This is a genomic window from Ruegeria sp. CH10 (assembly GCF_056537125.1).
Genome location: NZ_JBQFQY010000001.1, coordinates 1,242,561 through 1,262,530, shown reverse-complemented (window position 1 = coordinate 1,262,530; position 19,970 = coordinate 1,242,561). Strand labels below are relative to the sequence as shown.

Annotated in this window: 34 protein-coding genes and 1 pseudogene; 31 read left to right on the top strand and 4 right to left on the bottom strand. The window is 55.9% G+C overall.

Annotated elements, in window-relative coordinates; all coding sequences use genetic code 11:
- The first annotated feature begins 260 nt into the window (after positions 1-260).
- From ACRZ94_RS06270 to tuf, 3 genes and pseudogenes are all read left to right on the top strand, one after another.
- Positions 261-437, top strand: a complete 177-nt coding sequence (locus tag ACRZ94_RS06270; protein WP_480796907.1) for a hypothetical protein — start codon at positions 261-263, stop codon at positions 435-437.
- 207 nt (positions 438-644) lie between these two features.
- Positions 645-1,889: a cation:proton antiporter domain-containing protein gene (locus ACRZ94_RS06265; RefSeq protein ID WP_480649787.1), complete on the top strand. Its 1,245-nt coding sequence runs from the start codon at positions 645-647 to the stop codon at positions 1,887-1,889.
- 8 nt (positions 1,890-1,897) lie between these two features.
- Positions 1,898-2,026, top strand: a pseudogene (gene tuf / locus ACRZ94_RS06260) (elongation factor Tu); the annotation flags it as partial.
- A gap of 218 nt (positions 2,027-2,244) precedes the next feature.
- On the opposite strand, the gene ACRZ94_RS06255 reads toward tuf, so the two are convergent.
- Positions 2,245-2,922 carry a DUF3800 domain-containing protein gene (locus tag ACRZ94_RS06255; RefSeq protein WP_480796906.1) on the bottom strand — a complete coding sequence of 226 codons (678 nt, stop codon included), beginning with the start codon at positions 2,920-2,922 and terminating at the stop codon, positions 2,245-2,247.
- 290 nt (positions 2,923-3,212) lie between these two features.
- Here ACRZ94_RS06255 and rpsJ point away from each other — a divergent pair, with 290 nt between their 5' ends.
- The 4 genes from rpsJ to ACRZ94_RS06235 are packed head-to-tail and all read left to right on the top strand — an operon-like array spanning position 3,213 to position 5,176.
- On the top strand, positions 3,213-3,527 hold the full coding sequence (rpsJ, locus tag ACRZ94_RS06250; protein ID WP_008756422.1) for a 30S ribosomal protein S10: 315 nt from the start codon (positions 3,213-3,215) through the stop codon (positions 3,525-3,527).
- Between the two features lie 16 nt (positions 3,528-3,543).
- The gene (rplC, locus tag ACRZ94_RS06245) at positions 3,544-4,269 is read left to right on the top strand and encodes a 50S ribosomal protein L3 (RefSeq protein WP_480796905.1); all 726 of its coding nucleotides are present in this window, start codon (positions 3,544-3,546) and stop codon (positions 4,267-4,269) included.
- The gene (gene rplD, locus ACRZ94_RS06240) at positions 4,266-4,883 is read left to right on the top strand and encodes a 50S ribosomal protein L4 (protein ID WP_010437039.1); all 618 of its coding nucleotides are present in this window, start codon (positions 4,266-4,268) and stop codon (positions 4,881-4,883) included. Before rplC ends, rplD begins: the two co-directional genes overlap by 4 nt.
- A complete protein-coding gene (locus ACRZ94_RS06235; RefSeq protein ID WP_009176651.1) occupies positions 4,880-5,176 on the top strand; it encodes a 50S ribosomal protein L23 in 297 nt (98 codons plus the stop codon). The genes rplD and ACRZ94_RS06235 overlap by 4 nt, the downstream gene beginning before the upstream one ends.
- 89 nt (positions 5,177-5,265) lie before the next feature.
- Here the strand turns inward: ACRZ94_RS06235 and ACRZ94_RS06230 are convergent, their stop codons facing one another.
- Together ACRZ94_RS06230 and ACRZ94_RS06225 are read right to left on the bottom strand one after the other, a co-directional pair.
- Positions 5,266-5,814 carry a hypothetical protein gene (locus ACRZ94_RS06230; RefSeq protein ID WP_480649793.1) on the bottom strand — a complete coding sequence of 183 codons (549 nt, stop codon included), beginning with the start codon at positions 5,812-5,814 and terminating at the stop codon, positions 5,266-5,268.
- Positions 5,807-6,094, bottom strand: a complete 288-nt coding sequence (locus ACRZ94_RS06225) for a hypothetical protein (protein ID WP_480649795.1) — start codon at positions 6,092-6,094, stop codon at positions 5,807-5,809. The genes ACRZ94_RS06230 and ACRZ94_RS06225 overlap by 8 nt, the downstream gene beginning before the upstream one ends.
- Before the next feature lie 710 nt (positions 6,095-6,804).
- Between ACRZ94_RS06225 and rplB the strand changes: the two genes are divergently transcribed.
- From rplB to rplP, 5 genes are read left to right on the top strand one after another with little or no spacing between them, the layout of a single operon-like run.
- A complete protein-coding gene (gene rplB, locus ACRZ94_RS06220) occupies positions 6,805-7,647 on the top strand; it encodes a 50S ribosomal protein L2 (protein ID WP_008757664.1) in 843 nt (280 codons plus the stop codon).
- 3 nt (positions 7,648-7,650) lie between these two features.
- On the top strand, positions 7,651-7,929 hold the full coding sequence (gene rpsS, locus ACRZ94_RS06215) for a 30S ribosomal protein S19 (RefSeq protein WP_005980699.1): 279 nt from the start codon (positions 7,651-7,653) through the stop codon (positions 7,927-7,929).
- A gap of 3 nt (positions 7,930-7,932) precedes the next feature.
- Entirely contained in the window at positions 7,933-8,313 is a 381-nt protein-coding gene (gene rplV / locus ACRZ94_RS06210) for a 50S ribosomal protein L22 (protein ID WP_039538267.1), read from the top strand.
- On the top strand, positions 8,313-9,023 hold the full coding sequence (rpsC, locus tag ACRZ94_RS06205; RefSeq protein WP_008758042.1) for a 30S ribosomal protein S3: 711 nt from the start codon (positions 8,313-8,315) through the stop codon (positions 9,021-9,023). The genes rplV and rpsC overlap by 1 nt, the downstream gene beginning before the upstream one ends.
- A 12-nt stretch (positions 9,024-9,035) precedes the next feature.
- Positions 9,036-9,449, top strand: a complete 414-nt coding sequence (gene rplP / locus ACRZ94_RS06200; protein ID WP_058283513.1) for a 50S ribosomal protein L16 — start codon at positions 9,036-9,038, stop codon at positions 9,447-9,449.
- 84 nt (positions 9,450-9,533) lie between these two features.
- Here rplP and ACRZ94_RS06195 read toward each other — a convergent pair whose 3' ends face one another.
- Positions 9,534-9,998: a hypothetical protein gene (locus ACRZ94_RS06195; protein ID WP_480649798.1), complete on the bottom strand. Its 465-nt coding sequence runs from the start codon at positions 9,996-9,998 to the stop codon at positions 9,534-9,536.
- A gap of 161 nt (positions 9,999-10,159) precedes the next feature.
- On the opposite strand from ACRZ94_RS06195, the gene ACRZ94_RS06190 reads away from it, so the two are divergent.
- From ACRZ94_RS06190 to rplO, 19 genes are all read left to right on the top strand, one after another.
- The gene (locus tag ACRZ94_RS06190) at positions 10,160-10,708 is read left to right on the top strand and encodes an amino acid synthesis family protein (protein ID WP_480649800.1); all 549 of its coding nucleotides are present in this window, start codon (positions 10,160-10,162) and stop codon (positions 10,706-10,708) included.
- A gap of 127 nt (positions 10,709-10,835) precedes the next feature.
- Entirely contained in the window at positions 10,836-11,294 is a 459-nt protein-coding gene (locus ACRZ94_RS06185) for a flavodoxin domain-containing protein (protein ID WP_480649802.1), read from the top strand.
- Between the two features lie 43 nt (positions 11,295-11,337).
- Positions 11,338-11,958 (top strand): 2OG-Fe(II) oxygenase family protein, encoded by a 621-nt coding sequence (locus tag ACRZ94_RS06180; RefSeq protein WP_480649804.1) that lies wholly within the window; start codon positions 11,338-11,340, stop codon positions 11,956-11,958.
- A gap of 203 nt (positions 11,959-12,161) precedes the next feature.
- Complete coding sequence (locus ACRZ94_RS06175) at positions 12,162-12,368, top strand: cold-shock protein (protein WP_480474053.1); 207 nt, start codon at positions 12,162-12,164, stop codon at positions 12,366-12,368.
- A gap of 712 nt (positions 12,369-13,080) precedes the next feature.
- Positions 13,081-13,287 carry a 50S ribosomal protein L29 gene (gene rpmC / locus ACRZ94_RS06170; RefSeq protein WP_010437082.1) on the top strand — a complete coding sequence of 69 codons (207 nt, stop codon included), beginning with the start codon at positions 13,081-13,083 and terminating at the stop codon, positions 13,285-13,287.
- Between the two features lie 4 nt (positions 13,288-13,291).
- Entirely contained in the window at positions 13,292-13,522 is a 231-nt protein-coding gene (gene rpsQ / locus ACRZ94_RS06165) for a 30S ribosomal protein S17 (protein WP_008757253.1), read from the top strand.
- A gap of 76 nt (positions 13,523-13,598) precedes the next feature.
- Positions 13,599-13,967, top strand: a complete 369-nt coding sequence (gene rplN, locus ACRZ94_RS06160; RefSeq protein WP_008757934.1) for a 50S ribosomal protein L14 — start codon at positions 13,599-13,601, stop codon at positions 13,965-13,967.
- A gap of 2 nt (positions 13,968-13,969) precedes the next feature.
- The gene (gene rplX / locus ACRZ94_RS06155; RefSeq protein WP_068340764.1) at positions 13,970-14,281 is read left to right on the top strand and encodes a 50S ribosomal protein L24; all 312 of its coding nucleotides are present in this window, start codon (positions 13,970-13,972) and stop codon (positions 14,279-14,281) included.
- Positions 14,274-14,834, top strand: coding sequence for a 50S ribosomal protein L5 (gene rplE / locus ACRZ94_RS06150; RefSeq protein ID WP_480649808.1), 561 nt, complete (start codon positions 14,274-14,276; stop codon positions 14,832-14,834). The genes rplX and rplE overlap by 8 nt, the downstream gene beginning before the upstream one ends.
- A gap of 19 nt (positions 14,835-14,853) precedes the next feature.
- Complete coding sequence (gene rpsN, locus ACRZ94_RS06145) at positions 14,854-15,159, top strand: 30S ribosomal protein S14 (RefSeq protein WP_068340744.1); 306 nt, start codon at positions 14,854-14,856, stop codon at positions 15,157-15,159.
- 13 nt (positions 15,160-15,172) lie between these two features.
- Entirely contained in the window at positions 15,173-15,565 is a 393-nt protein-coding gene (gene rpsH, locus ACRZ94_RS06140) for a 30S ribosomal protein S8 (RefSeq protein WP_039523381.1), read from the top strand.
- 11 nt (positions 15,566-15,576) lie between these two features.
- Entirely contained in the window at positions 15,577-16,110 is a 534-nt protein-coding gene (gene rplF, locus ACRZ94_RS06135) for a 50S ribosomal protein L6 (RefSeq protein ID WP_480796904.1), read from the top strand.
- An 11-nt stretch (positions 16,111-16,121) separates the two neighbouring features.
- Entirely contained in the window at positions 16,122-16,481 is a 360-nt protein-coding gene (rplR, locus tag ACRZ94_RS06130; RefSeq protein ID WP_039523386.1) for a 50S ribosomal protein L18, read from the top strand.
- Positions 16,482-16,597: 116 nt separating this feature from the next.
- A complete protein-coding gene (rpsE, locus tag ACRZ94_RS06125) occupies positions 16,598-17,167 on the top strand; it encodes a 30S ribosomal protein S5 (RefSeq protein ID WP_480649811.1) in 570 nt (189 codons plus the stop codon).
- Positions 17,168-17,179: 12 nt separating this feature from the next.
- Positions 17,180-17,368, top strand: coding sequence for a 50S ribosomal protein L30 (gene rpmD / locus ACRZ94_RS06120; RefSeq protein WP_008757946.1), 189 nt, complete (start codon positions 17,180-17,182; stop codon positions 17,366-17,368).
- A gap of 116 nt (positions 17,369-17,484) precedes the next feature.
- Positions 17,485-17,868, top strand: a complete 384-nt coding sequence (locus tag ACRZ94_RS06115; RefSeq protein WP_480649814.1) for a hypothetical protein — start codon at positions 17,485-17,487, stop codon at positions 17,866-17,868.
- Between the two features lie 191 nt (positions 17,869-18,059).
- Positions 18,060-18,275 (top strand): DUF1127 domain-containing protein, encoded by a 216-nt coding sequence (locus ACRZ94_RS06110; RefSeq protein WP_480649816.1) that lies wholly within the window; start codon positions 18,060-18,062, stop codon positions 18,273-18,275.
- A gap of 174 nt (positions 18,276-18,449) precedes the next feature.
- Positions 18,450-19,313, top strand: coding sequence for a hypothetical protein (locus tag ACRZ94_RS06105; protein ID WP_480649818.1), 864 nt, complete (start codon positions 18,450-18,452; stop codon positions 19,311-19,313).
- 143 nt (positions 19,314-19,456) lie between these two features.
- Positions 19,457-19,930 carry a 50S ribosomal protein L15 gene (gene rplO, locus ACRZ94_RS06100; RefSeq protein ID WP_480649819.1) on the top strand — a complete coding sequence of 158 codons (474 nt, stop codon included), beginning with the start codon at positions 19,457-19,459 and terminating at the stop codon, positions 19,928-19,930.
- Positions 19,931-19,970 lie beyond the last annotated feature (40 nt).

Sequence of the window (19,970 nt, the reverse complement as noted above, 5' to 3'; positions counted from 1 at the left end):
TCGAGTAAGGCGCGAGGGTGCGGAGATTATTCGTCGAATAATCTCGGACCCAACCGTTGACTCAAAGAAGGCCGTCCCAAACAGGGGCGGCTTTTTTAGTTGGAAAGACAACCTTTGGCCCTGCTGGCGTTTCGCAAATCAATCATCTGCCGTGCAAGGTCTGGAGGTCTTAATCAAATGCACATGCTTGCATAAGTCTTGGCGCCTATCTCGGTGAGGGAAGACACAGCGCAATTCCCCCAGCACAGAAAGGCTGCAACATGTTTGGCGACACTTTTTTCACCTATGCAACCCGGCTTATGCATAGCGGCGACCTTGATGATATGCAGGATGCCATTTTGTGCGAACCTGTCCCCAAGGCTGAGCATGACCGGAAGGATACCGACACCCCGCAGGAGCCTGAGGACCGTGTCATTCCTTTGGCGCGCTGCGCCTGACATTTGGCTATTTAAAACATGGGGCCGCTTCTGAGGGAGCGGCCTTTTGCATTGGCAAACCTGGCGGGGTTAACCCCTTATAGCACGCGACCGGTCGCGCATGCCTCGACGGCGGGTTGATGGTGCGTTATCGTACAAGGCTACCAAGCCTCGCCGTGGAACGGGGTGTTTCCGTAAGGCACATTTGTTCGCAGTTCTTTGACCCCAATGGAAAATTACCTGCTCTTGTCCTTTGTCCTGCTGGGTGCAGGCATCGCCATCGTGCCAATCGCCGTGTGGCTTGGGCTGGGTTCGGTGCTTGGATTTCTGATCGCGGGTATGTTGCTGGGGCCAACGCTGTCCGTCCTGAACGTGAATATCGAGAACCTCGAACAATTCGCTGAATTCGGCGTCGTCATGATGCTGTTCCTGATCGGGTTGGAACTGGCCCCGAAAAAGCTGTGGGATCTGCGGCGCAGGCTGATTGGATTGGGCGGTCTGCAAATGGTGTGCACGACCCTGGCCATCATGGGGCTGGCCCTTGTCTTGGGTCAACAATGGCAGGTTGGGCTAACGGTGGGCCTGATCTTTTCGCTGTCATCCACGGCCATTGTCCTGCAGACCCTGCATGAAAAGGGGCTGCTTATGGGCAGTGGGGGGCAGTCGAGCTTTTCCGTTCTGTTGATGCAGGACATTGCTGTCATCCCGATCCTGGCATTTCTGCCATTGCTGGCGATGCCTGATCTGGCGGCTACGGGCCTGAACACCGTCAGCCATGGGCCCGCGACAAGCCCGGGCTTTTCTCTGAATCTCGTGCAGGGCCTGCCGGAATGGCTCAGGGCGGTTGTGACGCTGGGGTCGATCTGTCTGGTAATCGTCGGCGGCGCTTACCTCACCGGCCCTGTGTTTCGCTATGTGGAATCTGCCAATTTGCCCGAGCTTTTCACGGCCATGGCCCTGACGCTGGTGGTCGGCGTGGCGGTGCTGATGATGGTCGTTGGGCTCACCCCGGCACTGGGTGCCTTCATCGCCGGTGTTGTTCTGGCCAACAGCGAATACCGCCACGCGCTTGAGAAAGAGATCACGCCGTTCAAGGGCCTGTTCCTTGGTCTGTTTTTCGTCAGTGTCGGAGCGTCCGTGGACTTCCGCCTGATGCTGGATCATCTGGGGCTGGTGGTTGGGTTAACCCTGGGCGTTATGGTCATCAAGGCGGTTGTTCTGCTGGGTTTGGGGCGATTGTTCGGCGTCTCGGGTGCGAACAACTGGCTGTTTGCGTTGGGGATGGCGCAGGCCGGAGAGTTCGGGTTTGTGCTGCTGTCCTTCTCGGTCGCCACCCATGTTCTGAGCGCGGACGTGGCGAACACGCTGATCATTGTGGTTGCCCTGTCGATGGTACTGACGCCGTTATTCTTTGTGCTTTACGAAAAGGTGATCGCGCCGAGATATGAGGCAGGGCAGGCGGTGGAGGGTTAGGGTTTTCGGTCGGGCCCTGCGATAACGTGTCGTTCGGCGTTGAGCTAATCGCACCGATCGCGAAGGAAATCGGTTTTTGCTTCACGATCCGCGAAGGTGGCCGCACCGTCGACGTCGTGTCGAAGACTATTGAATAGCTCTGAAAGAGCAATGAGAGCCTATTCTATTGAAAGAAAGAAGGCCGTCCCACATCGGTGTGGCCTTTTCGATTGAAGCACAACCATTCTACTGGATGGGGCGCTGGAGCGATTAACTTGTAATCTACAATTTGTTCGCTATATTCGAGCTAAAGGTTCCCCCCCGATGATAAGAACCCAAGGGGTTCTCCGTGAGGTAGTTGGGGGGGTCAAATTCTCTAATAGTAGTGGCGTATTCCGGTTCGGAATATATCAAATTCGCTTTGAATCAAATGGCGGATGGTTTCATATGTACTGGTATCTCCGTGTTCCCATTTTCTATAGATCGCCCAATTAAGATAGTCTGCAACTTGAAGGCCATAATGTGCTTTGGACGCGTGATGCATAACTCGATAGGGCGTGTCGGCAGGCAGCATTTCTTTGAGGACTGTCTTAAGCCCTTTTTCTATCGCCCTGCGCTTGCGTGCGACGGGAATTGAGTCGGTAATTACCACGAGTTCGCCGATTCCTTCCTGACTTTTACCCACGACATACCTTAGCAGGTACCCTAACATCCGCGGATAGAACTTTTCAGGGGCTTGCAACGCTGGACCAGTCTTTGACTTTTCGACCAGAACTGAGTCGACTGAGTTTTCTGCCAACCCTTGAGCTAGCATATCAAAAACGCGACGCCTCACGTGAGCATTGTCGTCGGCACAATGAAAATGTTGAAGTTCAATACGAGGTTGGATGCGATGTTCGATTAAGTCGTATTTGTAGGTATCCAAACTTGTGTGTAGCCGGAAAGGCCTTCTCATACTGACCGACGTAATACTGAAGAACTTTGTTCCATTTCTGGAAAAGTCGAAATTCCCACCCTCATCGAGAAAAATGTACAGCGTTGAGAGGTCTTCCAATGCCCGCTCCTAAAAAGTGCTTTATCTTCTTGTGACGTAACTAAAGGGTTGTGTCGAGAACAGAGGTGTTCGCTTCTCACGCAAGTGACTTACGGCGGGACAGAAACTATCTTTTTCAAACCCACGGAAACCTAATTCCCCCTTGCCAAACCCCACCAACCCAACTAATACGCGCGAGTTCTCAACAAGAACGTCAAGGCGGGGTGATTCCCGCCTTTTGGGTTCGAAGAGGGTTGGCGATGCGCGCTTGTCCTCCTCTCAACCTCAACGCCTGATAAAAGGCTGTATCTATGCAAAGCCAAAACATCCGTATTCGGCTGAAGGCATTTGACTATCGCGTTCTGGATGCCAGCACGCAAGAGATCGTCAACACTGCCAAGCGGACCGGCGCGAACGTGCGCGGCCCGATCCCGCTGCCGAACAAGATTGAGAAGTTCACGGTTCTCCGTGGCCCTCACGTTGACAAGAAATCCCGCGACCAGTTCGAGATTCGTACGCACAAGCGTCTGCTCGACATCGTTGATCCGACCCCCCAGACCGTTGACGCGCTGATGAAGCTCGACCTCGCTGCTGGTGTGGACGTCGAGATCAAGCTGCAGTCGTAATCGGAGGGTATAGATTATGCGCTCTGGTATTATCGCAAAAAAAGTTGGCATGACCCGCTTGTTCATGGAAGACGGCAAGCAGATTCCTGTGACCGTTCTTCACCTGGACAATCTGCAGGTTGTTGCACAGCGCACCGCTGACAAAGACGGCTACACCGCCGTTCAGCTGGGCGCCGGTGCCGCCAAGGCAAAACGCACCTCGAAGGCCATGCGCGGTCACTATGCCGCTGCCAAGGTCGAGCCCAAGCGTAAGCTGGCCGAGTTCCGCGTCTCCGAAGATGGCCTGATCGAAGTGGGTGCCGAGATTTCGGCAGAACATTTCCTGGAAGGTCAGAAGGTTGACGTTTCGGGTACCTCGATCGGTAAAGGCTTTGCCGGTGCGATGAAGCGCCACAACTTCGGTGGTCTGCGCGCCTCGCACGGTGTTTCGATCAGCCACCGTTCGCACGGCTCAACGGGTCAGTGTCAGGACCCGGGCAAGGTTTTCAAAGGCAAGAAGATGGCCGGTCACATGGGTGCTGCCCGTGTCACCACCCAGAACCTGGAGGTTGTCAAGACCGACGCCGACCGTGGTCTGGTCTTCATCAAAGGCGCCGTTCCCGGACCGAAATCGGGCTGGGTTACCGTCAAGGACGCCGTCAAGAAGAAAGCACCCGAAGGTCTGCCTTTCCCGGCAGCCGTAAAAGGTGCCGCAACTGAAGCACCTGCGGAAGAAGCGCCCGCGGAAGGTGGTGAAGCATGAAACTTGATGTAATCAAACTGGACGGCGGCAAAGCCGGCAACATTGAGCTGGATGCGGACCTGTTCGGCCTCGAGCCGCGCGCGGACATCCTGCACCGTGTGGTCCGTTGGCAGCGCAACAACGCGCAGGCCGGCACCCACAAGGTAAAGACCCGCTCGGAAACCAGCTACTCGACCAAGAAGATCTATCGCCAGAAGGGCACCGGTGGCGCTCGTCACGGTGACCGCAACGCGCCGATCTTCCGTGGTGGTGGTATCTACAAAGGCCCCGTCGTACGTTCGCACGGCCACGACCTGCCCAAGAAGTTCCGCAAGCTTGGCCTGCGCCACGCTCTGTCGGCCAAAGCCAAGGCAGGTGAACTGGTTGTGATCGAGAACGCCGAAGCCGAAGGCAAGACCGCCGCTCTGGCCAAACAGGTTGCAAACCTGGGCTGGAAACGCGCTCTGGTCATCGACGGCGCGACCGTGAACGAAGGGTTCCTGAAAGCGTCCAAGAACATCGAAGGTCTGGATATCCTGCCGTCGATGGGCGCAAACGTCTATGACATCCTCAAGCGTGACACTCTGGTGCTCACCAAAGCGGCTGTCGAAGCACTGGAGGCTCGTCTGAAATGAGCGCGAAGGCAGAACACTACGACGTGATCCGCAAGCCGATCATCACCGAGAAGTCGACCATGGCGTCCGAAAACGGCGCGGTTGTCTTTGAAGTGGCGATCGACAGCAACAAGCCGCAGATCAAAGAGGCCGTTGAGGCGCTGTTTGGTGTGAAGGTCAAAGCGGTGAACACCACTGTGACCAAAGGCAAGGTCAAGCGGTTCCGCGGCCAGCTGGGCAAGCGGAAAGACGTCAAAAAAGCATATGTGACCCTGGAAGAGGGGAACACCATCGACGTGTCCACCGGTCTCTGATCGGATCGCGTTTGTGGAGAGAGCTAAAGGCCCCCGCGAAAGCGGGGGTTTTTTTGTTGGTATTAGTAGTTTTTGAGTGGCGAGCGCGGTCAAAAATCAGCTACTGGCAACCCAAGTTCCGGACCTACTTTCAACTTAACAGCGGTTCTAGCAAGAGCTGCACCGGGGCTGGTGATGAGTACCCAAGTCGCGAAGGCAATTTTGCTATTGGGACTGGCTTCTAGAAGACGTCCAATACTGACTTCTGCGATTGCAACCCACATTCTAGCTTCCTCTAGAGTGGGTCGGCAAGTAGGATCATAGTCCACACGCTTTCTGGCATCCTGCAAGCGAACAAAAGCAGCAGCGAAACCTTCGATTTCTTCCGGAAAGCCGATGGACTTGGCTTTTGAACAGGCATCTTTACACGAGCCATGCGAAAGACCACGGTAGACTTCTACCCAAGCGCGGTTGGGGCGGTCTTCACGGTTTTCGCCAACCAAGCTGTGCGCCGAAACTCGTGCAAGCGCATGGTAAACGGCAAAATATGCTGTGCTGATTGCTCTTCGTAGATCGGTCTGGCTAACGTCTTCGTCCCTGGGGGCGAGCAGTTTGTTTGCAGTTGCCACCAAGCTCTCGGCCAACTGTTCGTCAGGCATGTACCTCGTGTCCAATTGACGGTGTGACTACAGGGAAGAATTTGCTCCACTTGTCGCCTTTTTCGGCAAGTGATCGGCGCATTTTTCCTGTTAGTCCAAAATATCCTTGGGCGAATTCTGTGGGATCCACTGTTGTGCTCACAATAAGAGTAACCCGTATTTCACGGGCTTCAGTGTCGATTATTACGTCTTCAATTTTGATGTCTGCTATCAATTCTGCAGGGAACGCCTCAGTGACAGCAGCTTCTAACCGCTTGAGCACTTGGTTCGGAATATTCATTTGTTATCTCCCTATGACACCACGATTGCATGGCGCGGTGCACATTCAAAGAAAAAAATGATGTGACTCGTTTGTTGACTACGTAATATTGATTTTAGGTATAAACAATAGCTTACCACAGCAAACGTAGGGGCAGATTGTCGCTTGACGCCACACCCCGAAGTATGTTGCTTGGTCTTTGGATGCCCGTCGTCATCTCTATTCCTCTCCGGCTTCTAAGGTGAAGACCTAAGAGGGGTTTTCACGAGCGCAGACTTAAGTCTGCAGTCGTGATTAAGGAGAAATTCTATGACGACATGTAGTTGGCCGAAACCGGTACGCGTTCGCGCGTATACCCGGTTTCGGAACGGGCGCTGGGAATACGTAGTATCCCATTGCCGGAGTTATCCGTCGTAAGGCGCTGCAACGCCAATGACGTTCTGTAGATAAGATGGCGGGCATCTACCAACAATAGACTAAGGTGGCAAGTGAGAATAGGTGAACAACTATTTTGTGAATTCTTCGCAATGTTGCCGTTGTGATTCACTTTCTCCCTATAGACACCCACCCCCAACCCTGTTACACGCTCCCAATCTTACGGCCTCGGATTCGTTCCGGGGCCTCTGATATTTGTAACCGGGGACCTTCGGGGCCCTTCACCTTGGGCACCTACGGGGGCCTAACACATAGCAGGGAAATCCCCTGCACTTGCTAAACGGAAGACAGAAAGCATGGCACTCAAGTCGTACAAGCCGACGACGCCGGGCCAGCGCGGGCTGGTGCTGATCGACCGTTCGGAGCTTTGGAAAGGACGTCCGGTCAAGTCTCTCACTGAGGGTTTGACCAAATCGGGCGGCCGGAACAACACCGGACGGATCACTTCACGCCGCCGCGGCGGTGGCGCAAAGCGTCTCTACCGGATCGTTGACTTCAAACGGAACAAATTTGATGTCGCGGCAACCGTCGAGCGGATCGAATATGACCCGAACCGGACCGCATTCATCGCACTGGTAAAATATGAAGACGGCGAGCAGGCATATATCCTGGCTCCGCAGCGTCTGGCTGTTGGTGACAAAGTCGTGGCATCCGCCAAGGCTGACATCAAGCCGGGCAACGCAATGCCGTTCTCGGGCATGCCCATTGGTACCATTGTCCACAACATCGAGATGAAGCCTGGCAAAGGCGGTCAGATCGCACGTGCGGCCGGTACTTACGCGCAATTCGTTGGTCGCGATGGCGGCTATGCTCAGATACGTCTGAGCTCGGGCGAGCTGCGCATGGTCCGTCAGGAATGCATGGCCACCGTCGGTGCCGTGTCCAACCCCGACAACAGCAACCAAAACCTCGGTAAAGCCGGTCGTATGCGCCACAAGGGCGTGCGTCCGTCGGTTCGTGGTGTTGCAATGAACCCGATCGATCACCCGCACGGTGGTGGTGAAGGTCGTACCTCGGGTGGCCGTACGCCGGTTACGCCTTGGGGTAAGGACACCAAGGGTAAGCGTACCCGCAACAAGAACAAAGCGTCCCAGAAGCTGATCATCCGCTCGCGGCACGCCAAGAAGAAGGGACGTTAATCCATGTCTCGCTCTGTTTGGAAGGGTCCTTTCGTCGATGCTTACGTGCTGAAAAAAGCCGAAGCAGCGCGCGAGTCGGGCCGCAACGAAGTCATCAAAATCTGGTCGCGTCGTTCCACCATTCTGCCCCAGTTCGTGGGTCTGACCTTTGGTGTGTACAACGGCCAGAAGCATATTCCCGTCAACGTCTCGGAAGACATGATCGGTCAGAAGTTCGGTGAATACTCGCCGACCCGTACCTATTATGGCCACGCCGCAGACAAAAAAGCGAAGCGGAAGTAAGTCATGGGCAAGGAAAAGAACCCCCGCCGCGTGGCTGAAAACGAAGCAATGGCGAAAACCCGCATGCTTCGCACCAGCCCGCAGAAACTGAACCTGGTTGCGCAAATGATCCGCGGCAAGAAAGTTGAGAAGGCTCTGACCGACCTGACTTTCAGCAACAAGCGTGTCGCGCAGGACGTCAAAAAGTGTCTGCAATCCGCAATCGCCAACGCCGAGAACAACCACAACCTGGATGTCGACGAGCTGATCGTTGCCGAAGCATGGGTTGGTAAGAACCTGGTCATGAAGCGCGGTCGCCCGCGTGCCCGTGGCCGTTTCGGCAAAATCATGAAGCCGTTCTCGGAGATCACCATCAAGGTGCGTCAAGTTGAGGAGCAAGCCTAATGGGTCATAAAGTAAATCCGATCGGCATGCGCCTTCAGGTCAACCGCACCTGGGACAGCCGCTGGTACGCCGACACCAAGGACTACGGTGATCTTCTGCTGGAAGACCTCAAGATCCGTGAGTTCATCAACAAAGAGTGCAAGCAGGCCGGTGTTGCCCGTGTGATCATCGAACGTCCGCACAAGAAGTGCCGCGTTACAATCCACACGGCTCGTCCCGGTGTCATCATCGGCAAGAAAGGTGCAGACATTGAAGTTCTGCGCAAAAAGCTTGCTCGTATGACCGACAGCGAACTGCACCTGAACATCGTCGAAGTGCGCAAGCCCGAGCTTGACGCGCAGCTGGTTGCCGAGTCCATCGCTCAGCAGCTGGAACGTCGTGTTTCGTTCCGTCGCGCCATGAAGCGGTCGGTTCAGAACGCCATGCGCATGGGCGCCCTGGGTATCCGGGTGAACGTCGCGGGTCGTCTGGGCGGCGCCGAAATCGCACGGACCGAGTGGTACCGCGAAGGCCGCGTGCCTCTGCACACTCTGCGTGCCGACATCGATTACGCACATGCCGAAGCGATGACCCCCTACGGGATCATCGGGATCAAGGTCTGGATCTTCAAAGGTGAGATCATGGAGCACGATCCGCAGGCACGTGACCGTAAAGCACAGGAACTCCAGGACGGCCCTGCACCTCGTGGTGCTGGTGGCGGTCGTCGCTAAGGAGGGAGAGATATGCTTCAACCAAAGCGTACTAAATTCCGCAAGATGCACAAAGGCCGGATCAAGGGTCTCGCCAAAGGCGGCTCTGATCTGAACTTTGGCACCTACGGCCTGAAAGCTCTTGAGCCTGAGCGTGTAACTGCACGCCAGATCGAAGCTGCACGTCGTGCCATGACACGTCACATGAAACGTCAGGGTCGCGTCTGGATCCGCATCTTCCCCGACACTCCGGTCACGGCTAAGCCGATCGAAGTTCGTATGGGTAAAGGTAAGGGTTCGGTCGACCGCTGGGCCTGCAAAGTCAAGCCTGGCCGCGTGATGTTCGAGATCGACGGCGTCAATGACGACATCGCCCGCGAGGCCCTGCGCCTGGCCGCGATGAAGCTGCCGATCAAGACCCGCGTCGTGGTTCGCGAAGACTGGTAAGACTATCGGGGGTAACCCTGGTTTCGAAAAAGGCCCCCGGCGTGTTCGCGCCGGGGGCCTTTGTGCTTTCGGACGTAGTGGGTGTTATGTTGGATCGGGCTCGGCCGAGTTGCGCGAGGCCAGCACTTGCCAAACCCATGCCAGGATCAATGTCATCCCGACATGCGCGATAAACGAGGACTGGGTATAGGCACCGAATCCCATCATGAAGCTGCGGCCAACCGCCGGCGCCAAGATGCCTTGCGCAGCAAACCACAGCGCAATTCCCGCCAGCGCGCCGGACGGAATATAGCCCAATCCGGTGATTTTCTTCATGGTCCAAACAACTCCGGCAAAGCCGACGGCACCGATGAGGAAGTGCACCGCAAAAGCGACCCCGTAGGGCAGCGCGAGGCCGGTGAATTGAGCGGTGAGCGCGACGACAAGATTGGCTGGCTGAAGGGCGACGCCAAACAGAAGCGGGGAAACAAGCCAGGCATAGAGCTCAAAGGCAAGTTCGCCGACCAACCCGGCAATAAGAAGGCTTGGGGCAGAGGGAAATTGGGGCATGGCGGTAGATCCGGTATCGTGAGGGCGACAGGCACAGACCATCTATGTATTCAGCTGCGCATTGCTAGCGCTAAAGGTTCAAGAATTAGAGAGGGTTTACAGCACACTTGCCTCTTCTGAGTCAGCGCTTAGGCTACGCGGCACGTCTGAGGGAGGGCTCCATGGTTCAGCTGCGTAAGAAGATGTTCGTCAAAGAAATCATAACCACCGATCAGTTGGGCCAGCCAGGTGAGCCGATCAGCCGGGTTGCGGCGTTGGCAGTGATGCGGAACCCTTTGGCCGGGCGGTTCTTGGATGATCTTTCAGAGTTGTTCGAAATCGGTGCAATTCTGGGCCCCGAACTCGCCGCCGAGGCGATTTCTCAACTGGATGGCGCTCCAGTCTCTTATGGCAAAGCTGCCATTGTCGGCATGAACGGCGATCTGGAGCAGGGCGGGGCGGTGATCCACCCCAAACTGGGGGCACCCATGCGGGCCGCTGCGGGCGGGGGCGAGGCGGTGATCCCCTCGAACGCCAAGCTGGGCGCGCCAGGTTGCGCGATTGATCTGCCGCTGGGGCATAAGGACAACCCTTGGTCTTTCGATCATTTCGACACGATGACGCTGACCATTCCGGACGCTCCGAAACCGGACGAAATTGTCTTGTGCCTTGCCTATGCGGATGGTGGCCGGCCCATCCCGCGCTGCGGCAAAGGTCCGGTGCAAAGCTAAAGGCCACCATTGCTCTTGCAGATAGCCCGCTGACCGCTAATTTGCCCTCTACCGACTCGAGCTGAGGGAGAGATTTGCCCGCTTCGTCGTAGGCAAAATCAATACAGCGAAACTCGGGGCCTATCTCATGCACCTTCATCTTCTTCACGGTACCGAAACCGGTACGTCTGAATTTCTGTGCGAAGACCTTCAAACCGCTTTGCCCGATCAGGTCGACTGCACGGTTCAAAGCCTTGATGATCTTTCACCAGCCGACATGAGCGCGGATCGGCATTATGTTCTGGTTCTGTCGACCTTTGGGTCAGGCGAATTGCCCTTTACGGCCAAGGCGTTCTTTGAAGCCCTGCGCAAGCAGACCCCTGATCTGAGCCACGTGCGCTTTTCTGTGTTCGGATTGGGCGACACGACATTTGATACGACCTTTAACCACGGGTCTGAGCACATGATGAATCAGATGCTGGCCTGCAACGCCCGGATGATCGGGGAGCGTTACCTGTTTGACACGTCCTCAGGCGACAAGGCCGAGGATGTGGCGCTGGACTGGCTGAAAGGCATATTGGCGGACCAGCAGGTCGAGCAGGGCTAGTTCCCCTCTCGCACTTGGGGGCGGGCTGGTTTATAGGCGGGTCATGCCACAGATTGAATCACTCTTCGTGACCCGCCTTTACCGTGCCTCTCTGTCCGAGTTCGATCCCAAGATCGACGCGGAGGAGCTTGAAAGCTCGTGCCTTGTCATCGCCGAAGACGATGAGGCCGGGCAGGAATGGTGTGAAGAGAACGGCTATCCTGGGTATACCAGCTATGCCTCACTGACCGACCTGCCGTGGCGGTTCCCGATCTTTGCCGATCTGGTCGCCGCGCTGGACCAACACGTCGCGGCCTTTGCCAAGGATCTGGAGTTTGATCTGGGCGAGGGGGAATTGAAACTGGAAGACCTCTGGATCAACATCCTGCCCGAGGGCGGCATGCATTCCAGCCACCTGCACCCGCACAGCGTGATCTCGGGCACGACCTATGTGGCGATGCCCGAGGGGGCGAGTGCCTTGAAGCTGGAAGACCCCCGCTCAGGCCGCATGATGGCCGCGCCGACGCGTTTGAAAGGAGGGCGGAGGGATTTGCAGCCATTCATCTATATGAAGCCTCAGGTGGGCGACGTGTTGCTGTGGGAAAGCTGGCTGCGCCACGAGGTGCCGATGAATATGGCCGAGGATGAGCGGATTTCGGTGAGTTTCAATTATAAGTGGGAGTAAGGCTGAGCTGACAATGCGATCACGCTTTTCAGAAGGTTTGGAATAAACCTTGCAATGTTCAGTGGATTGCCCCATGTGAACCATGCATACGTTTTTCTATTTCGACCACTGTCTCCCATTATTTGGCGTTCAGTCTCTCGATCCAGACCGACTACGCCGCGCTGTCGCAATTCCGCGGACGGCAATTCAAAGGAGATACGGATATGGCCAATGGCACCGTAAAATGGTTCAACACAACTAAAGGTTTTGGCTTCATCGCACCGGAGACCGGTGGCAAAGACGTGTTTGTACACATCTCAGCTGTCGAGCGCTCGGGTCTGACCGGTTTGGCCGACAACCAGAAAGTAACATTCGACATCGAACCCGGCCGTGACGGTCGCGAGTCGGCTGTGAACATCGCTCTGGCATAAGTCGCCAGACTTAGGCAGTTAAAGACGCGGTCCTGTGCAAACGGGTCCGCGTTTTGCGTTTGTGGGACACATGGTCATGTTTAACTGGACCAGATCCCTTACCTTAAACCGCATTGCTTCTTGGATAGACGAACGGTTTTCTTGAGCTGGCTATGTGTTTTTCTTTGAGATTGTTTGAGGCTTTCCATTTCTTTCGTGCGGGACTCGCCAGAATACATCGCTTCTGTCCACAATACGTAGAGTTCGGGCGAAAGGTTCTGTTGGGCGATTTGAGCCATGCACCGACATTGATCGATGGACATGCCGTTTAGTCGGTTGTCCGTATTCGCCTTGTCGCAAACCTTGGTGCTCGAGATTGCTTGGGCTTGTACCGAAGCGGCGCCTAGAACCAGGGAAACGACCAATAAACTAGTCTTCATAACTAAGCCTTCCAATTTCCAATGACTTACCTGTATTTCGCACTTTTCAACTACTTTTGCTCGGCACGCAATATCAGAGCATACTGGATGCAGGATGCACCAAATTGAGCGATGAAGTGTGAATTGGACTTACACCAAACTTCCTCTTGCCACCCACCCCCTAACCCCCTATAGAGCGACATCCTGCGATCTCCCGGCGTTGTCGGGCGATTCGTATGTCTATCATTCATCCACCAGGTCCAAGGTGACCCTGTCAGGGGGCCTTCTGGTGTTTTGAGCAAAGGAAAAAGGCGATGAACGCCCAAGAACTGCGTGACAAGACCCCGGACCAGCTCCGCGAGGAACTGGCCAACCTGAAGAAAGAAAGCTTTAACCTGCGCTTTCAACAGGCCACCGGTCAGCTGGAAAACACAGCCGGTATCAAAGCGGCCCGCCGCAATGCTGCCCGCGTCAAAACCATTCTGAACGAAAAGGCCGCTGCCGCGGCATCCGAGGAGTAATCAGATGCCCAAGCGTATCCTGTCCGGCACCGTAACCAGCGACGCCAACGAACAGACCGTAACCGTATCCGTCGAGCGCCGCTTTACGCATCCGGTTCTGAAGAAAACCATCCGTAAGTCCAAGAAATACCGGGCTCACGATGAAAAGAACGCCTTCAAGGTCGGCGATACAGTCCGCATCATCGAATGCGCGCCGAAATCGAAGACGAAACGTTGGGAAGTTCTGGAGGCGTAAGCCCCCGGGATTTTCCCATTTGTCGAAACCCTGGGGGATTTAACTAGACCAGCCCCCACAGGTCGGGAGAAACCACATGATCCAGATGCAGACCAATCTGGATGTCGCTGACAACTCCGGCGCACGCCGAGTTCAGTGCATCAAGGTCCTGGGTGGTTCCAAGCGTAAATACGCCTCCGTCGGCGACATCATTGTCGTCTCGGTGAAGGAAGCCATCCCGCGCGGCCGCGTAAAGAAAGGGGACGTCCGTAAGGCCGTCGTCGTACGCACCGCCAAGGAAGTCCGTCGCGAAGACGGCACCGCGATCCGTTTCGATCGCAACGCCGCCGTCATCCTGAACAACAACAACGAGCCAGTCGGTACTCGTATCTTTGGCCCCGTTGTTCGTGAACTGCGCGGCAAGAACTTCATGAAAATCATCTCGCTGGCTCCGGAGGTGCTGTAATCATGGCTGCTAAACTCCGCAAAGGCGACAAGGTCGTCGTGCTGGCCGGCAAGGACAAGGGCAAAGAGGGAACTATTTCCTCGGTTGACCCCAAGGCCGGTAAAGCTGTTGTCGAAGGCATCAACATTGCCATCCGTCACACCCGTCAGTCGCAAACTTCGCAAGGTGGCCGTCTGCCCCAGGCAAACCCGATCGAATTGTCGAACCTGGCGCTGCTGGACAAAAACGGCAAAGCAACCCGCGTTGGCTTCCGCATGGAAGGCGACAAGAAGGTCCGCTTCGCCAAGACCACAGGGGACGTGATCGATGCTTGATTCCGCAACCTACACCCCGCGTCTGAAAGCTCAGTACGTTGAAACCATCCGTGCCGCTCTGAAAGAAGAGTTCGGCTACAAGAACGACATGCAGCTGCCCAAGCTGGACAAGATCGTTCTGAACATCGGTTGTGGTGCTGAGGCGGTCAAAGACTCGAAGAAAGCGAAAGCTGCTGTCGAGGACCTGACTGCAATTGCTGGTCAACAGGCCGTTTCAACCAAGGCGAAGAAGTCGATCGCGGGTTTCCGCGTCCGTGAAGACATGCCGCTGGGCGCGAAAGTGACCCTGCGCGGTGACCGGATGTACGAATTCCTGGATCGCCTGATCACCATCGCGCTGCCGCGCGTTCGTGACTTCCGCGGTGTTAAGCCGTCTTTCGATGGTCAGGGCAACTTTGCCATGGGCATGAAAGAGCACATCGTGTTCCCGGAAATCGACTTCGACAAAGTCGACGAGGTCTGGGGCCTGGATATCGTAATTGCCACCACAGCGAAAACCGACGCTGAAGCAAAGAGCCTGTTGAAAGCTTTCAACATGCCCTTCAACGCTTAAGCGCCGCGAGGATTGAGACATGGCTAAAAAAGCAATGATCGAACGCGAGAAGAAGCGCGAACGCCTGGTGGCCAAATATGCCGCAAAGCGTGCCGAGCTGAAAGAAATCGCGAATGACGAGAGCCGCCCGATGGAAGAGCGTTTCAAAGCGCGTCTGAAACTGGCGAAACTGCCGCGCAACAGCTCGGCTACCCGTCTGCACAACCGTTGTCAGCTGACCGGTCGTCCCCACGCTTACTACCGTAAGCTGAAGGTCAGCCGTATCGCGCTGCGCGAGCTGGGTTCTGCTGGTCAGATCCCCGGCATGGTGAAATCGAGCTGGTAAGGGAGACATAGATATGAATGATCCTATCGGCGATATGCTCACCCGTATCCGCAACGCGCAAATGCGCGGCAAGTCCACCGTTTCCACCCCCGCATCCAAGCTGCGCGGTTGGGTTCTGGACGTGCTGGCGGACGAAGGTTACATCCGTGGCTATGAAAAGACGACCGGTGAAAACGGTCATCCGGCCATCGAAATCAGCCTGAAATACTACGAAGGCACCCCTGTCATTCGCGAACTGAAGCGGGTTTCGAAGCCCGGTCGTCGCGTCTACATGGGCGTCAATGACATCCCGCAGGTCCGTCAGGGTCTGGGCGTGTCGATTGTCAGCACTCCGAAAGGTGTGATGTCGGACCAGAACGCACGCTCCAACAATGTTGGCGGCGAAGTGCTCTGCACCGTCTTCTAAGGAGGTCTGCAATGTCTCGTATTGGTAAAAAACCGGTCGAGCTGCCCAGTGGCGTTTCCGCCTCTGTGTCGGGTCAGACCATCGAAGTCAAAGGTCCGAAAGGCACCCGCAGCTTCACCGCAACCGATGACGTCACGCTGTCGGTCGAAGACAATGTCGTGCAAATCAACCCTCGTGGCATGTCCAAGCGTGCCCGCCAGCAGTGGGGCATGAGCCGCACCATGGTTGCCAATCTGGTAACCGGTGTGACGACTGGCTTCAAAAAAGAGCTGGAGATCCAGGGTGTTGGTTACCGGGCTCAGATGCAGGGCAATACCCTGAAGCTGAACCTGGGCTACAGCCACGATGTTGATTTCACTGCTCCGGAAGGTGTCACCATCACCGCGCCGAAGCAGACCGAGATCGTTGTGGAAGGTATCGACCAGCAGCAGGTGGGCGAAGTCGCGGCCAAAATCCGCGAATGGCGCCGTCCCGAGCCGTACAAAGGCAAGGGCATCCGCTATAAGGGCGAGTTCATCTTCCGCAAGGAAGGCAAGAAGAAGTAAGGACGCAGACAATGGCAAACAGCAAAAGAACCCTGTTTCTGAAGCGCCGCCTGCGCGTTCGGAACAAACTTCGCAAAGTCAACGCCGGCCGTGTACGCCTGTCGGTTCACCGCTCGAACAAGAACATCAGTGTTCAACTGATCGACGACGTTCGTGGCGTGACCCTGGCTTCGGCCTCGACCCTGGAAAAAGATCTGGGTGTTGTTGGCAAGAACAACGTCGAAGCGGCCACCAAAGTGGGCGCGGCCATCGCCGAGCGTGCCAAGAAGGCAGGCGTCGAAGAGGCCTATTTCGATCGTGGTGGCTTCCTGTTCCACGGCAAGGTGAAGGCAGTAGCCGACGCCGCGCGTGAAGGTGGTCTGAAGATCTAAGACCTGCGGGCAGCCTTCGGGCTGTCCCGATGATCCGGGGGCCCTGACGTCAGTCGGGGCTCACTTGGATTGAAGAAAACGGCGCCGTATGCGCCACATGAGAAAAGGGATGCCAAATGGCAGAACGTGAAAACCGTCGGGGCCGTGGCCGCGACCGTGAAGAAGCACCGGAATTTGCAGATCGTCTGGTCGCAATCAACCGTGTGTCGAAAACCGTAAAAGGTGGTAAGCGCTTTGGCTTCGCCGCTCTGGTGGTTGTCGGCGATCAGAAAGGCCGCGTGGGCTTTGGCAAAGGTAAAGCGAAAGAAGTACCTGAGGCCATCCGCAAGGCGACTGAACAAGCCAAGCGTCAGATGATCCGCGTGCAACTGCGCGAAGGTCGGACCCTGCACCACGACATCGAGGGCCGTCACGGCGCTGGTAAAGTGGTTATGCGCACCGCACCTGAAGGTACTGGTATCATCGCCGGTGGTCCGATGCGTGCTGTGTTCGAAATGCTGGGCGTCAAGGACGTTGTGTCCAAGTCGATCGGCTCGCAGAACCCCTACAACATGATCCGCGCCACCATGAACGGCCTGCAGAAAGAGCAGAGCCCGCGTTCGGTCGCGCAGCGTCGTGGCAAAAAGGTTGCCGACATCCTGCCCAAGCGGGACGAAGCACCTGCTGCTGCTGAAGCAGAAGCATAAGGAGAGCGAGTCATGGCAAAAACCATCGTCGTCAAGCAGATCGGTTCCCCGATCCGCCGCCCCGCCGAACAGCGCGCAACCCTGATCGGTCTGGGCCTGAACAAGATGCACAAAACCCGTGAGCTGGAGGACACTCCTTCGGTGCGCGGCATGGTCAACAAGATCCCGCATCTGGTTGAGATCATCGAAGAGCGCGGCTGAGCGCGATCTCTTTTAAGTTTTGAAAGCGCCTCTGACTGCGGTCAGGGGCGTTTTTTGTTGCGATATGACCAAATAAGTCTAGGTTTGATACTTGTTTTTCAGACAGGAAATTTGACATGAAACTTTATCTGATCGCGATTTGCGCGATTTTCGCCGTAACCGTATCTTTCGCCGACTGCCCCTCTAAAGCCCCAAAAATCAAAAAGGGCTTTCTCTCGGATGGTGACCAGAAAGTGACTGCGGCTTGGCTGCAAAAAAACCTTTCGGGACGCAAAGTGGTCTATCAGGGCAATGAAGTGGAAACCTATTTGGCTAACGGCTCTTACTCTTATAGGGCTGGTGGGCAGTCCTATGACGCGGCTACTTACAAGTTTTATGAGAATGGAATGCGCTGCATCGGATATTCGACTCCGCGATTTGATCTCTACGTCGTTAACAACGGAAAACTGGTCCTGGTAAATGCCCAAAAGCAGCGGTTTGTAGGTCAAATTCGCAAATAGCGCTTGGGGCTTTGCCTTGCGAGACTCAAACGCCGAACTTTCCTCCAATTGACCCATGCAATGATTGCAAGGCGGCTAGACCGAAACATCCGTTGTTAGCGTTACCCATCACCCCTATCTGAGCGTTGTCCCAAACAGGAACGTATCAACTACCCGTGGAATTCGCCTCGGGCTCAGAAAGGAATGAAACTATGGCAAACACTGCAACATTTACCCGCGAAGGCTTTGGCCTGACCGCCCGCATCGCAACACTCGTCGCCCGCGTCAAAGAAACTTACGCGCTGCGTGCAGAATACAACCGCACCTATTCGGAGCTGCAAAGCCTGTCCGACCGCGAGTTGAACGACATCGGCGTCCGCCGCTGCGACATCCGCGATATCGCGCGGGATCACGTTTACTGCTCGTAAGACTGAAAAACACCACTCACTCAGAGGCGCCTTATGGCGCCTCTTTTCGTTTTGGGTGCGGAGATTTGATGGACGCCCCACGATTTTTAGCGGACCTGTTGAAAGGCAAACGGTTATCTGTCAATTGAGGGATGGTCGGCTTGGGCTGATGGCTGTCAGGAAAGGGCGTGCCTCGTGCGGGAATATCAGATCGGTATGCTGTGGATCGATGGCGCGCTGAGCTTTCTGGAACAGCTTTGTATAAAGTCCTTTCTGGATGCCGGTCAGCATGTACGCCTGTACACCTACGGTCCGGTCACAAATATCCCCGATGGTGTCGAACGTCGCGATGCGCGCGAAATCCTGCCCGACAACGAAGTTATTCTGCATCAGCGCACGGGTAGTCCCGCATTGCATTCCGACAAGTTCCGCGTGCAAATGCTGGCTCAGGAAGACGACATCATCTGGGCGGATACCGATGCTTATTGCGTAAAGCCCTTTACCACTGAGAATGGGCATCTGCATGGCTGGCTGGCACCTCATGAGATCAACGGAGGCGTGTTGGCGCTGCCCAAGGACAGTGCCACCCTCTATGATCTGATCGAATACACCAATGATCCCTACAGGATCCCCCATTGGTTGCCGCCAAAACACCGAGGACCGCTGATCCGGGAGGCTATCGCCGGGAACCGGCTGCATGCGGGTGAAATGCCTTGGGGGGTTTGGGGGCCGCGTGCCTTGACATGGCTTTTACAGCAGAACAAGGAAGCGCGGTTCTCAAAGCCGCAAGAGGTTCTTTACCCAATCGGGTACAAGGACAGACGGACCATGGCTCGAGCTTCGGGCGGGGCTGAGAAGTTTTTGACGGACAATACGATGTCAATCCATTTTTATGGCCGACGCATGCGCGCGTTCATTCGCCATAGGTTCGATGGCGTTCCGCACCCCGATAGTCTGGTTGGGCAGCTTGTCGCAAAACACGGTATCGACCCGCATGCGGCCCCGATAACTCGCAAAGTGGCGGATGACATGGAAGAGGTTGCGCAGGACGAACTGTGACCCACGCCACCTATGGGCTTGCCAATTCAGGGTTGCGGGCCTATACGCCTCCGGTGGATTTCCGTCCATGAGAATCAAAACCAAGAAATGCCGTGTTTGGCCCATCACGCTTCGGGGGTCATATCCGGCTAAGGAGAAGCGATATGAAACTGAACGAATTGCGCGACAATCCTGGCGCCAGCCCGAAACGCACCCGTGTTGGCCGCGGTCCGGGTTCCGGCAAAGGTAAAATGGGTGGCCGTGGTATCAAAGGCCAGAAATCCCGTTCGGGTGTGGCCATCAATGGCTACGAAGGCGGCCAGATGCCGCTGTACCAGCGCCTGCCCAAGCGTGGCTTTAACAAGCCGAACCGCAAGGCATTCGCCGTTATCAACCTGGGTCTGATCCAGAAATTCATCGACGCCAAGAAACTGGACGCCAAAGCCGCGATCACCGAGGACGCGCTGGTTGCCTCCGGCCTGGTGCGCCGTAAGCTGGACGGTATCCGCGTTCTGGCCAAAGGCGAAATCAGCGCCAAGGTGAACCTGGAAGTGACCGGTGCTTCGAAAGCTGCCGTTGAGGCAGTTGAGAAAGCGGGCGGTTCACTGACGGTCACAAAAGCTGCTGCGGCAGAGTAAGCGCTTGTGAGCGGGCCAAGACCCGCTTACATAGACCTCA

Coding starts and splice junctions, on each gene's coding strand:
- ACRZ94_RS06270 (WP_480796907.1), top strand. CDS start 261: ATGTTTGGCGACACTTTTTTCACCTATGCAACCCGGCTTATGCATAGC.
- ACRZ94_RS06265 (WP_480649787.1), top strand. CDS start 645: ATGGAAAATTACCTGCTCTTGTCCTTTGTCCTGCTGGGTGCAGGCATC.
- rpsJ (WP_008756422.1), top strand. CDS start 3,213: ATGCAAAGCCAAAACATCCGTATTCGGCTGAAGGCATTTGACTATCGC.
- rplC (WP_480796905.1), top strand. CDS start 3,544: ATGCGCTCTGGTATTATCGCAAAAAAAGTTGGCATGACCCGCTTGTTC.
- rplD (WP_010437039.1), top strand. CDS start 4,266: ATGAAACTTGATGTAATCAAACTGGACGGCGGCAAAGCCGGCAACATT.
- ACRZ94_RS06235 (WP_009176651.1), top strand. CDS start 4,880: ATGAGCGCGAAGGCAGAACACTACGACGTGATCCGCAAGCCGATCATC.
- ACRZ94_RS06230 (WP_480649793.1), bottom strand. CDS start 5,814: ATGCCTGACGAACAGTTGGCCGAGAGCTTGGTGGCAACTGCAAACAAA.
- ACRZ94_RS06225 (WP_480649795.1), bottom strand. CDS start 6,094: ATGAATATTCCGAACCAAGTGCTCAAGCGGTTAGAAGCTGCTGTCACT.
- rplB (WP_008757664.1), top strand. CDS start 6,805: ATGGCACTCAAGTCGTACAAGCCGACGACGCCGGGCCAGCGCGGGCTG.
- rpsS (WP_005980699.1), top strand. CDS start 7,651: ATGTCTCGCTCTGTTTGGAAGGGTCCTTTCGTCGATGCTTACGTGCTG.
- rplV (WP_039538267.1), top strand. CDS start 7,933: ATGGGCAAGGAAAAGAACCCCCGCCGCGTGGCTGAAAACGAAGCAATG.
- rpsC (WP_008758042.1), top strand. CDS start 8,313: ATGGGTCATAAAGTAAATCCGATCGGCATGCGCCTTCAGGTCAACCGC.
- rplP (WP_058283513.1), top strand. CDS start 9,036: ATGCTTCAACCAAAGCGTACTAAATTCCGCAAGATGCACAAAGGCCGG.
- ACRZ94_RS06195 (WP_480649798.1), bottom strand. CDS start 9,998: ATGCCCCAATTTCCCTCTGCCCCAAGCCTTCTTATTGCCGGGTTGGTC.
- ACRZ94_RS06190 (WP_480649800.1), top strand. CDS start 10,160: ATGGTTCAGCTGCGTAAGAAGATGTTCGTCAAAGAAATCATAACCACC.
- ACRZ94_RS06185 (WP_480649802.1), top strand. CDS start 10,836: ATGCACCTTCATCTTCTTCACGGTACCGAAACCGGTACGTCTGAATTT.
- ACRZ94_RS06180 (WP_480649804.1), top strand. CDS start 11,338: ATGCCACAGATTGAATCACTCTTCGTGACCCGCCTTTACCGTGCCTCT.
- ACRZ94_RS06175 (WP_480474053.1), top strand. CDS start 12,162: ATGGCCAATGGCACCGTAAAATGGTTCAACACAACTAAAGGTTTTGGC.
- rpmC (WP_010437082.1), top strand. CDS start 13,081: ATGAACGCCCAAGAACTGCGTGACAAGACCCCGGACCAGCTCCGCGAG.
- rpsQ (WP_008757253.1), top strand. CDS start 13,292: ATGCCCAAGCGTATCCTGTCCGGCACCGTAACCAGCGACGCCAACGAA.
- rplN (WP_008757934.1), top strand. CDS start 13,599: ATGATCCAGATGCAGACCAATCTGGATGTCGCTGACAACTCCGGCGCA.
- rplX (WP_068340764.1), top strand. CDS start 13,970: ATGGCTGCTAAACTCCGCAAAGGCGACAAGGTCGTCGTGCTGGCCGGC.
- rplE (WP_480649808.1), top strand. CDS start 14,274: ATGCTTGATTCCGCAACCTACACCCCGCGTCTGAAAGCTCAGTACGTT.
- rpsN (WP_068340744.1), top strand. CDS start 14,854: ATGGCTAAAAAAGCAATGATCGAACGCGAGAAGAAGCGCGAACGCCTG.
- rpsH (WP_039523381.1), top strand. CDS start 15,173: ATGAATGATCCTATCGGCGATATGCTCACCCGTATCCGCAACGCGCAA.
- rplF (WP_480796904.1), top strand. CDS start 15,577: ATGTCTCGTATTGGTAAAAAACCGGTCGAGCTGCCCAGTGGCGTTTCC.
- rplR (WP_039523386.1), top strand. CDS start 16,122: ATGGCAAACAGCAAAAGAACCCTGTTTCTGAAGCGCCGCCTGCGCGTT.
- rpsE (WP_480649811.1), top strand. CDS start 16,598: ATGGCAGAACGTGAAAACCGTCGGGGCCGTGGCCGCGACCGTGAAGAA.
- rpmD (WP_008757946.1), top strand. CDS start 17,180: ATGGCAAAAACCATCGTCGTCAAGCAGATCGGTTCCCCGATCCGCCGC.
- ACRZ94_RS06115 (WP_480649814.1), top strand. CDS start 17,485: ATGAAACTTTATCTGATCGCGATTTGCGCGATTTTCGCCGTAACCGTA.
- ACRZ94_RS06110 (WP_480649816.1), top strand. CDS start 18,060: ATGGCAAACACTGCAACATTTACCCGCGAAGGCTTTGGCCTGACCGCC.
- rplO (WP_480649819.1), top strand. CDS start 19,457: ATGAAACTGAACGAATTGCGCGACAATCCTGGCGCCAGCCCGAAACGC.